Annotated in this window: 10 protein-coding genes; 5 read left to right on the top strand and 5 right to left on the bottom strand. The window is 71.8% G+C overall.

Features of this window, described 5'->3' with window-relative positions:
* Both IEZ12_RS01440 and IEZ12_RS01435 read right to left on the bottom strand, forming a co-directional pair.
* On the bottom strand, positions 1-478 hold a 478-nt coding region (locus IEZ12_RS01440; RefSeq protein ID WP_229847134.1), incomplete at its 3' end, for a response regulator.
* Complete coding sequence (locus IEZ12_RS01435; protein ID WP_189270377.1) at positions 466-1,710, bottom strand: sensor histidine kinase; 1,245 nt, start codon at positions 1,708-1,710, stop codon at positions 466-468. The genes IEZ12_RS01440 and IEZ12_RS01435, both read right to left, overlap by 13 nt.
* 172 nt (positions 1,711-1,882) lie before the next feature.
* On the opposite strand from IEZ12_RS01435, the gene IEZ12_RS01430 reads away from it, so the two are divergent.
* From IEZ12_RS01430 to IEZ12_RS01420, 3 genes are read left to right on the top strand one after another with little or no spacing between them, the layout of a single operon-like run.
* Positions 1,883-2,377: a hypothetical protein gene (locus tag IEZ12_RS01430; protein ID WP_189270376.1), complete on the top strand. Its 495-nt coding sequence runs from the start codon at positions 1,883-1,885 to the stop codon at positions 2,375-2,377.
* Between the two features lie 53 nt (positions 2,378-2,430).
* Positions 2,431-3,006, top strand: coding sequence for a flavoprotein (locus IEZ12_RS01425; RefSeq protein WP_189270375.1), 576 nt, complete (start codon positions 2,431-2,433; stop codon positions 3,004-3,006).
* A gap of 6 nt (positions 3,007-3,012) precedes the next feature.
* Complete coding sequence (locus IEZ12_RS01420; RefSeq protein ID WP_308430976.1) at positions 3,013-3,648, top strand: class IV adenylate cyclase; 636 nt, start codon at positions 3,013-3,015, stop codon at positions 3,646-3,648.
* Here the strand turns inward: IEZ12_RS01420 and IEZ12_RS01415 are convergent.
* Complete coding sequence (locus tag IEZ12_RS01415) at positions 3,594-4,949, bottom strand: acyltransferase (protein WP_189270374.1); 1,356 nt, start codon at positions 4,947-4,949, stop codon at positions 3,594-3,596. The genes IEZ12_RS01420 and IEZ12_RS01415 overlap by 55 nt on opposite strands.
* A gap of 338 nt (positions 4,950-5,287) precedes the next feature.
* On the opposite strand from IEZ12_RS01415, the gene IEZ12_RS01410 reads away from it, so the two are divergent.
* On the top strand, positions 5,288-6,853 hold the full coding sequence (locus IEZ12_RS01410; protein WP_189270373.1) for an APC family permease: 1,566 nt from the start codon (positions 5,288-5,290) through the stop codon (positions 6,851-6,853).
* Between the two features lie 183 nt (positions 6,854-7,036).
* Here IEZ12_RS01410 and IEZ12_RS01405 read toward each other — a convergent pair whose 3' ends face one another.
* Positions 7,037-7,687 carry an NAD(P)-dependent oxidoreductase gene (locus tag IEZ12_RS01405; RefSeq protein ID WP_189270372.1) on the bottom strand — a complete coding sequence of 217 codons (651 nt, stop codon included), beginning with the start codon at positions 7,685-7,687 and terminating at the stop codon, positions 7,037-7,039.
* Positions 7,688-8,115: 428 nt separating this feature from the next.
* On the opposite strand from IEZ12_RS01405, the gene IEZ12_RS01400 reads away from it, so the two are divergent.
* The gene (locus tag IEZ12_RS01400; RefSeq protein ID WP_189270371.1) at positions 8,116-8,931 is read left to right on the top strand and encodes a S1 family peptidase; all 816 of its coding nucleotides are present in this window, start codon (positions 8,116-8,118) and stop codon (positions 8,929-8,931) included.
* A gap of 61 nt (positions 8,932-8,992) precedes the next feature.
* Here the strand turns inward: IEZ12_RS01400 and IEZ12_RS37530 are convergent.
* Positions 8,993-9,457: aldehyde dehydrogenase family protein (locus tag IEZ12_RS37530; RefSeq protein WP_229847133.1), on the bottom strand; the 465-nt coding region annotated here is incomplete at its 5' end.

Raw genomic sequence — 9,457 nt, 5'->3', positions numbered from 1 at the left:
GGCCGAGCACCTCCCGTTCGCGGGGGGTCAGCCGTGCGAGCGGGTCGCTGTCGCGTCGCAGCAGCAACTGGGCGACGACCTGCGGGTCCAGGGCCGTGCCCCCGTCCGCCACTCGCCGGACCGCCGCCACGAAGTCGGCGACATCGGCGACCCGCTGCTTGAGCAGGTAGCCCACACCGCTGGTGTTCGCAGACAGCAGGTCGGCCGCGTACCGCTCCTCCACGTACTGCGAGAGCAGCACCACCGGCGTCCCCGGCCAGCGGCGACGGATCTCCATCGCCGCCCGCACCCCCTCGTCGGTGAAGCCGGGCGGCATCCGGACGTCGATCAAGGCAAGTTCGGGCCGGTGCTCCGCCACTGCCGCCAACAGCCCCTCCGCGTCACCGGCTTCCGCGGCGACCTGGAACCCGCCCATCTCCAGCACCTTGATCAGGCCGACCCGCAACAACACCGAATCCTCGGCGATCACCGCGCGCACGGCAGCTCCGCGGTGATGGTGGTGGGCCCGCCGACAGGGCTGCTGACGTGGAAGGCCCCGTCGAGGGAGCCGACCCGCTTTGCCAGCCCGGTCAGCCCCGTGCCGGTGGCGTCGGCGCCGCCCAGTCCGTCGTCGGTGACGCGCACTCGCAGCACCTCGCCGACCTGGCGGACTATCACCTCTGCCTGCATCGCGCCGGCGTGCTTCGTCGCGTTGGTCAGCGCCTCGGAGATCACGAAGTACGCGACCGACTCCACAGTGGGCGCCATCCGCTCCTCCAGATCGACCCGCAGCCGTACCGGCAGGGGCGTGCGGGCAGCCAGCCCGGACAACGCCGCGTCCAGCCCTCGGTCTTCGAGCACGGCCGGGTGCAGCCCCCGCACCAGGTCGTTGAGTTCGGCGATCGCCTCCTTCGCGTCCAGGTGCGCTCTCGTGATCACCTCGCGGGCATCACTCGGCAGGTCCGGCCGGGTGGCAATGGCCAGACCCAGGTTGACCGCGAGAGACACCAACCGCTGCTGGGTGCCGTCGTGCAGGTCGCGCTCGATCCGGCGGCGCTCCGCGTCGACGGCCTCGATCAAGTCGGTCCGGCTCACGGCCAGCTGATCGACCCGAGCCTGGAGCCGCTGCGCCCGGCTGGGCCCGAGCAGGCCCAACGCCAGCCGCGCCTCGGCCCGGGCCACTGCCCGCGCCGTCCAGGGCAGGGCGCACAGGAGGAGGAGCCCGGCCGCTGTGCAGGCCGGCAGCTGGATCAGGTAGCCGAACCAGTCGTGGCGGATTCCGGCCGGCAGCGCCCATGCCCAGGCGTAGGCGACAGCGCCCGCCAGGCATGCCACTGCCACCGCGAGCACCAGCAGCTCCAGCAGTGCGAGCAGCGGGCCCAGCACGAGGTGGTAGCCGATCTTGCGCCAAGGCCGCGTCGCCGCGAGCCACCGGGCGGTCGAGGCCCACGTCCATCGTTCCGGCGCGGTGAGGTTGAGTCGGGGGACGTCCACACCCATGAGCACCCGGTAGCGAGCCCGCTGAACGGCCGTCAGCACCGGGGTGCCGAGCAGGACCAGGGCGGCCGACACGGAAACCGTGAGGAGCCAGTTCCCCGTCCGGGCGGTAGTCGTCGCCGCCCAGGACCACACGGGCACCAGCGCCAGGTGCGGCAGCACACCGGCAGCAAGAAAGCCGGTGTCCCGCTGCGCCCGGAGGACCGTGCGTCTCAGTCCAGCTGGAATCGTCATGGCACGACGCTAGGGCACCGCGGGAGGGCGGTGCCATGAAACCTGCACCCGATTTCATGGTGAACCCAGTACCACCAGTAGATCTTGATCCTGGCCGGTGGGCGGACCGCGTCCCGGGTCGGCAGGACCTTCGAACCCATTCCCCTCGCTGCTGAGCGTCCTCGACGGTCAGTTGTGGCTGCAGCCCGCCGCCGCCATGTCCGGCGGGTTCTTCCGGGCCGAGGTGGTTCTCGCCGACACCAACCCCACCGGCACCGGCAACTGGAACGGCTGGAGCATCACGACGGCGCTGGTCGACAACATGCCCGCCCTGTTCGCCCGCGCCGAGGCGGGCGGACAGCTGTACTACTACAGCCCGGCCGCGTTGCTCGATCTGACGCTCGGCACCCCTGCCGCGCCGGTCCTGGTCGCCGCCCAGGGCTGGGACGCCGCGGCGAAGCCGGTGGTCCAGGCCGCGGACGTCGATCACGACGGCATCGTGGACCTGCGGGCGGTCGACCCGTCCGGCAACGCCGCCACCTACCGGTTCGACGGGGCGACCCTCACCGCTCTGGGCAGCCACAACCTGCTCACCGGCGTGGACACGGCCCCGGGCGGGACCACGACGGCGCCCGAACGGCACCCGCACAAGCCCGAGCCGCACAAGCCCGAACCGCACGGGCACTGACGGCTCGCGGGGAGGGATTGCGGCGGTTGCCACCGGCCCGGTTGCATGGCGGGATGGAACGCAGCAGCGGGGCCGGGCGGCCGGTGGTGTACCTGTTCGGGGCGGGAGCGGGGGCGGTGTTCGGGCTGCCCGATGCTGTGCGGGAGGCCCGGGGGCGGGGGTGGGAGGTGGCGGTCGGGCTGACGCCGGTGGCGCGGGGGTGGTTGGAGGTGCAGCTGCCGCGGCTGGAGGAGGAGACCGGATACCCGGTGAAGTCGGCGTACCGGTGGCCGGGCCAGCCGGATGTGCTGCCGGTGCCGGACGTGGTGCTGTTCGCGCCGGCGACGTTCAACTCCGTCAACAGCCTGGCGCTGGGCCTCACCACCTCCTGGGTGGTCGGCTACGCGGCGGAGGCGCTCGGCAAGGGCATCCCCGTGCTCGTCATGCCCTGCGTCAACACGGCGCTCGCCGCCCATCCCCAGTTCGCCCGCAGCGTGGCGACCCTGCGCGAGGCCGGCGTGCATGTCTTGCTCGGTGAGGGGGGCTTCGTGCCGGACGAGCCGGGCATCGGCGACGCCCGCCCGTACCCGTGGGACGCGGCCCTGCGGGCGGTGGAGCGGGTGTTGGGCGAGCGAGGAGCGGGGAGCTGAGGCGGCGTGGTGATCGAGGCGGAGCTGAAGGTCCGGGTGCGGGAGCCGGAACGGCTGGTGGCGCGGTTGGCCGCTTGGGCGGGTGCGGCCGGGCGGGTGGAGGTGTACCGGGACGTGTACTTCGACCGTCCGGGTGGGGAGTTGACGGTGGGCGGGGCCGAGCTGAGGGTGCGGACGGTGACGGGGGAGGCCGGGGCGCGGACGGTGCTCACGTACAAGGGGGCGGCCGTGGACGAGGCGTCGGGTTCGAAGCCGGAGACCGAGACCGCGGTGGCCGATCCGGTGGCGCTGCGGGCGATCCTGCGCGGCAGCGGCCTGGTCGAGACGGTCGCGTTCGAGAAGCGCTGCCGGAACTGGGAGCTGCTCCTGGACGGCCGTCCGCTGCTGGCGACGGTGGTGGAGGTGCCGGAGCTGGCCGGGGTGTTCCTGGAGGTGGAGACCCCGGCCGACGACGAGGCGGAGCTGCCGTCCGCACTGGCGGCCGTCCGGCTCGCGCTGCGCCGGCTCGGCGTCGCGGACGCGGACCTGACCACCGAGCTGTACACGGACGCCGTGGCCCGGGCGAGGAGCCGGGTCCGACGCGGAGCTCAGAGCAGCTTGCGCGGACCGACGGCGGGAAGCGGGTCGGAGGGCTCGCGGTAGGCGTGCAGCAGGTCGTGCGCGCCGCGCAGCTTCGCGGCGAGGCGGGTGGGGAGGACCACCGTGTAGAGCAGTCCCTCGCCGCCGGGGCCTTCGACCAGCCAGGAGCTCCACGGCAGCTGGAGGGTGGCGGCGGGGCTGAAGGCGATCGGGCGCCGCCCGGTCAGCGGGAGGTCGTGCAGGCCGAGGCGGCACCAGCTGGAGAGGGTGAGGGTGCGCCGCGCGGGATCGAAGCCGGCGGGGACGCAGTCGGCGATCCGGTCCCGGCCGATGCGCCGCAGGAAGTTCAGGTTGCTCCGGGTGGAGAGGTGCTTCCCGGTGAACTCCTCGACGGCGGTGCGCAGCTCGGCGGCGTACCGGGCGGGGGTGGTGCCGGGCCGCCAGGGCAGCCGGATCTCGCCGAGCAGGTTGCCGAGGGCGCCGTCGGGCAGGCCGAGCGGGCGGCGCAGGTTGACCGGCATGGTGAGGGTCTGTTCCTGGTCCCGGTGGCCGTCGAGTTCGCGCAGGACGTGCATCAGGTGGGCGCAGAGCGCGTCGTTGACGGAGAGCGGGCGGTCGGCCTCGGCGGCCAGGGCGGCGCGCAGGCGCTGGGTCTCGGCGGGGGCGAACCAGATCTGCGCGGTGCGGTTGGCGAGGCCGGCGGCGGCGACGGTGCGTCGCAGCTCGGTGGCCTCGGCGGGTTCGGGCAGCCGGAGGGAGGGGACGCCGCTGTCCTCGGCGGGCAGGTGGGCGTCGAGTTGGAGTTCGCGGTCGGCGGTGGGGGCGAGGGCGGGCGGTTCGGCGCCCTCGGTGCAGGCGGACCAGGTGCGCAGCAGCAGGGCGAAGGTGTGCATGTCGCCGACGGCGTGGTGCCAGGAGATGCCGAGGGCGCAGGCGCCGTCGGTGAGGCGGTTCAGTCGGACGGTGAGCAGCGGCAGGGGTTCGCGCCGGGCGTCGGCGGCCCGGACGTGGTCGACCAGGCCGCTCGCGGGCAGTGCCATCCGGTCGAAGGCCTCGGTGAGGGTGTGGGGCGCGTCGGCGACGGTGAAGGGGACGCCGGAGTCGTCGGTGTCGATGAAGAGGTCGCCGTCCGCGGCGGTGCGCAGGCGGCCGGCGAATTCGGGCAGCCGGGCCAGGGCGCGGGCGAGGCCGGCGGCGAGGGCGTCGGCGTCGAGCGGCCGGTCGTAGAAGAGGACCACGGAGACCGGAAGGTCGGCGAGCAGCAGGTCGCCGACGGAGCAGCGGACCGGCCCGGGGCCGGGTCGTCCGGCCCGGACGGCCCGGACGGTGCGGATTTCGGTGTCGGACGTCAGTACGCCGGTCATACCGGTCCCCTCCCTGGAGTGACGGGGGAACCATAGGGGCCCGCGGGCGGGAGAAACCAGAGGTGTTCGAACGGTTGCTGACGTGTCGTCCGGGCCGCCGGTTCCGTTCCGGGCAGGTATGTGGTGTTTCTCATACCGATGCCCGAAAGGGCCGGAACGGGGCGATGTGCGGTTTTCGTCCCCGGGTGAAAGGCCGTTAACAGAGCTGAAATAAAGGCGATCTCACCCAAAAGATCATGCAATCAACGGAAACCAAGCCTACCAGCAGATGAAACGCAGGCGAACGGTCGGCTTCTGCCGTGGTCTGCTGCGGAAACAGTGGGGGTTACGGTTCCCGCATGGTTCAGCTCGACAATCGCCCGGGAGCCGGCGCCGACGTCGCCACCGGCTCGGACGCCCCTGGCGGCGTCCGCTCCAAGGGCCTCAACAGCAACTCGATAGGCCTGCTCGGCAACGCCGTGATCGGCGTCTCCACGGTCGCCCCGGTGTACTGCCTGACGACGACGCTGGGCACCACCGTGGCCGCCGTCGGTCTGCAGATGCCGGCGCTCTTCCTGGCCGGCTTCCTGCCGATGCTGCTGGTGGCCTTCGCCTACCGGGAGTTGAACAAGGCGATCCCCGACAGCGGCACCTCCTTCACCTGGACGGTGAAGGCGTTCGGCCCGAAGATCGGCTGGATGTGCGGCTGGGGCCTGGTGATCGCCACGATCATCGTGCTGTCCAACCTCGCGGGCGTCGCCACCGAGTACCTGTACCTGCTGCTCGGTGAGATCACCCGCAGCGACTCGGTCACCGCGCTCAACGACAACAAGCTGGTGCACGTGGTCACCTGCCTGGCGCTGATCGCGATCGCGACCATGATCAGCTACCGCGGCATGACCGCCACCAAGGGCGTCCAATACGCCCTGGTGGGCCTTCAACTCGTCGTCCTCGGCCTGTTCGGCGTGATGGCGATCGTCAAGGCCACCGGCCACGGCGCCGCCGGGTCGCTGCACTTCTCCTGGAGCTGGTTCAATCCGTTCGCGGCCAGCTCCTTCACTGCGTTCGTGGCCGGTCTGTCGCTCTCGCTGTTCATGTACTGGGGCTGGGACGCCTCGCTGAGCGCCAACGAGGAGACCGGCGGCAGCGAGAAGACCCCCGGCCGCGCCGCGATGCTCGCCATGGTGGTCCTGGTCGGCTCCTACCTGTTCACCGCCGTCGCGGTGCAGATGTACGCGGGCGTCGGCACCACCGGCACCGGCCTGGGCAACCCCGAGACCTCCTCCAACGTGCTCGCCGTGCTGGCCGGCCCGGTGATGGGCCCGGCCCTCGGCGTGCTGCTGTTCGTCGCCGTGCTGGCCTCCGCCTCCGCCAGCCTGCAGACCACCTTCATCCCGGTCAGCCGCACCGTGCTGGCGATGAGCGTGTACGAGGCGCTGCCGTCCTCCTTCACCGAGGTCAACGAGCGCTACAAGACCCCGGGCCGGGCGATCATCACCGCCGGTGTCGGCACCGGCGCGTTCTACACCGTGATGACCATGGTCAGCTCGCACGTGCTGGCCGACACCATCGCCGCGCTGACGCTGATGATCTGCTTCTACTACTCGCTGACCGCCTTCGCCTGCGCCTGGTACTTCCGCGGCGACTTCCGCAACTCGGTCCGCGACGCGGTGCTCAAGGTGGTCTTCCCGCTGATCGGCGGGCTCACCCTGGCCGCGATCTTCAGCAAGTCGCTGGTCGACATGATCGACCCGTCCTACGGCAGCGGCAGCTCGGTGTTCGGCGTCGGCTCCGTCTTCGTGGTCGGCGCGGGCCTGCTGGCGCTCGGCCTGGTCGTGATGGCCGTGATGACCCGCCGCAGCCCGGCGTTCTTCCGCGGCGAGGTGCTCACGCGTGAGACCCCGGCCCTGGTCATCCCCGACTGAGCCGAAGCAGGGGCTGCGCGCCGACAGGGGCGCGGTGAACTGCGCGACAAGCGCCGGCCTGTCCGTCGGGTCGCGACCGATGGCACGTCATGGCCTGCGTCGTGATCCTGCGGTCGGCGCCTTCCGCTTCGCGCAGTTCGCCGCGCCCCTGTGCGTTCCGGTGCGTTCCGGGTCGGGCCGGCGTCAGTAGGCGACGGTGAAGCGCTCGCCGATGTGCTTGGGCTGCTCGATCTCGTCGACGAGGGCCACCGCGTAGTCCTCGGTGGAGATGCGGCTCTCGCCGTCGGCGCCGATCAGCAGGTCTTCGAGGGCCTCGCGGTAGGTGCCGGTGCGCTCGCCGGGGGCGATGGTGCCGGCGGGGGAGAGGTTGGTCCAGCGCAGGTCGGTGACGGTGCGGAGGAAGTCCAGGGCGTCGCCGTGGGCGTGCATGATCTGCAGCAGGAACTCCGGCAGGCCCTCGGCGTCCCACACCTGCTTGCCGTCGGGGGTGCGCAGGGAGCCCGCGCCGCCGACCGTGACGAGTCGCGGGGTGTCGGTGCCGAGCGTGCGCAGGCCTGCCACCAGGGACTCGAAGGACGGGGCGATCAGGGCCTGGTGGCCCGGTCCGTCGCCGCCGCCGACCGCGCTGACCACCACGGCGGAGCCCTTGGCGTGCTCGGCCACCGACGCCGGGTCCAGCACGTCGCCGACCGCGACGGTGAGCGCCGGGTGGGTGACCGTCAGCTTTGCGGGGTCGCGCACCACGGCGGTGACGGTGTGGCCGCGGCGCAGCGCCTCGGCCAGTACGCGGGAGCCGATGGTGCCGGTGGCGCCGTACAGGGTGATGGTGCTCATGGGGGTGTCTCCTCTTGCCGTTTTCCGTCTGCTGTTCGACCGTACGGCGGGTGTCTGCGGGTCGGCGAGGTGCCGGGCCGACAGGTCGTGGTGAAAAACGGACAGGCAGGGGAGTGGGGTCAGCCCAGGCGGAAGAGGGCGCCGTGGCCCGGCGGTCGCGGTGGCGGCGAGGCCGAGAGGCAGGCCGAGGCGGGTGCGGGTGAGCTGCGGCGCCGGCGCTGGTCGAGGCGGACCCCGCGGAGCGGGCCGCGATCGTCGGCACGGTGCGCACCCAGTTGCGCCTGATCAACCTGGGAAGCCGCCACTGGAAGGCGAGTTGACGAACTGTTGAGGGAATTTCGGGCATGCGGTGACTCTTGACATCGTGTCATGGGCGCGCCAATTTAGGGGAACTCCAGTGGGACCCCACACCCCGAGAGGCAACCCTCATGAAGAAGCCGCTCATCGGCGCGCTCGGCACCGTCCTGCTCGCCGGGACCGCCCTGGTCACCGCCACCCCGGCGTCCGCCGTCACCGTGAACCTGGCCGGGACGGTCGCGCTCAGCAACTGCTCCGGCTCGCTGATCCGGATGCCCGGCTCCGTGGACACCGACCCCGGGCTGATCCTCACCAACGGGCACTGTCTGGAGACCGGCATGCCGTCCGCCGGTCAGGTGATCACCGACAAGGCGTCCACCCGCAGCTTCACCCTGCTCAGCGGCAGCGGCAGCAGCCTCGGCACGGTGCGCGCCAACCGGGTCCTCTACTCGACGATGACCGACACCGACGTCACCATCTACCGGCTGAGCACCACCTACGCGAGCATCAAGAAGACCTACGGGATCTCCCCGCTGACCATGTCCACCACCCACCCGGTGGCCGGCAGCGCGATCAAGGTGCCTTCCGGTTACTGGAAGACCATCTACTCCTGCAACGTGGACGGCTTCGCCTACCAGCTCAAGGAGGGCGGCTGGACCTTCAAGGACTCGGTCCGCTACACCTCCGGCTGCAACATCATCGGCGGCACGTCCGGCTCCCCGGTGGTCGACGTCAACAGCGGCCAGGTCGTCGCCGTGAACAACACCATGAACGAGGACGGCCAGACCTGTACGTTGAACAACCCGTGCGAGGTCGACCAGAACGGCGCGGTGACCATCCACCCCAACATCGGCTACGCCCAGGAGACCTACACCATCCCGAACTGCTTCGCCCCGGGCAACGTGCTCGACCTGACTCGGGCAGGCTGCGTGCTGCCCCGCCCGTAGCCGAGCCCGCCGCGCGCAGCCACCCGCGTACCCCTCCGCGGGTGGCTGCGCGCGCTCGGCGTCACATGAAGCGGCGCAGCAGCCGGGACTTGCCGGACGTGAACGGGGGGTAGGCGAGCCGCAGGGTGTCCAGCGCCAGCGGCTTGGACAGCACCGCCTTGGTGTGGCTGAACGTCTCCACCGAGAGGCGGCCGTGGTAGCCGCCCTGGCCGCTCTCGCCGACCCCGCCGAACGGCAGTCCCGGGACGGAGAGATGGGCGTTCGGGATGCCGAAGGCCAGCGCCCCCGAGGAGGTCTCGGCGGTCAGCCGGCGCCGGGTCTGCGCGGAGGACGTGAAGGCGTACAGCGCCAGCGGCTTGTCCCGGGCGGTGATGAACGCGATCGCCGCGTCCAGGTCGGGGACCCGGACGATCGGCAGCACGGGGCCGAAGATCTCGTCCCGCATCACCGGCGACTCCGGGTCGACGTCGGCCAGCACCGTCGGCGCGAGGTAGCGGGTGGCGCGGTCGTGCTCGCCGCCGGCGAC

The sequence above is a fragment of the Kitasatospora griseola genome, from assembly GCF_014648555.1.
Lineage (GTDB): Bacteria > Actinomycetota > Actinomycetes > Streptomycetales > Streptomycetaceae > Kitasatospora > Kitasatospora griseola.
Note: the sequence above shows the minus strand (reverse complement) of the source record. Positions and strands in the feature narration are given on the sequence as shown.

What these genes read in the sequence shown, in the direction of transcription:
- IEZ12_RS01435 (WP_189270377.1), bottom strand. Translation starts at nt 1,710, where the DNA reads ATGACGATTCCAGCTGGACTGAGACGCACGGTCCTCCGGGCGCAGCGG.
- IEZ12_RS01425 (WP_189270375.1), top strand. Translation starts at nt 2,431, where the DNA reads ATGGAACGCAGCAGCGGGGCCGGGCGGCCGGTGGTGTACCTGTTCGGG.
- IEZ12_RS01415 (WP_189270374.1), bottom strand. Translation starts at nt 4,949, where the DNA reads ATGACCGGCGTACTGACGTCCGACACCGAAATCCGCACCGTCCGGGCC.
- IEZ12_RS01410 (WP_189270373.1), top strand. Translation starts at nt 5,288, where the DNA reads ATGGTTCAGCTCGACAATCGCCCGGGAGCCGGCGCCGACGTCGCCACC.
- IEZ12_RS01405 (WP_189270372.1), bottom strand. Translation starts at nt 7,687, where the DNA reads ATGAGCACCATCACCCTGTACGGCGCCACCGGCACCATCGGCTCCCGC.
- IEZ12_RS01400 (WP_189270371.1), top strand. Translation starts at nt 8,116, where the DNA reads ATGAAGAAGCCGCTCATCGGCGCGCTCGGCACCGTCCTGCTCGCCGGG.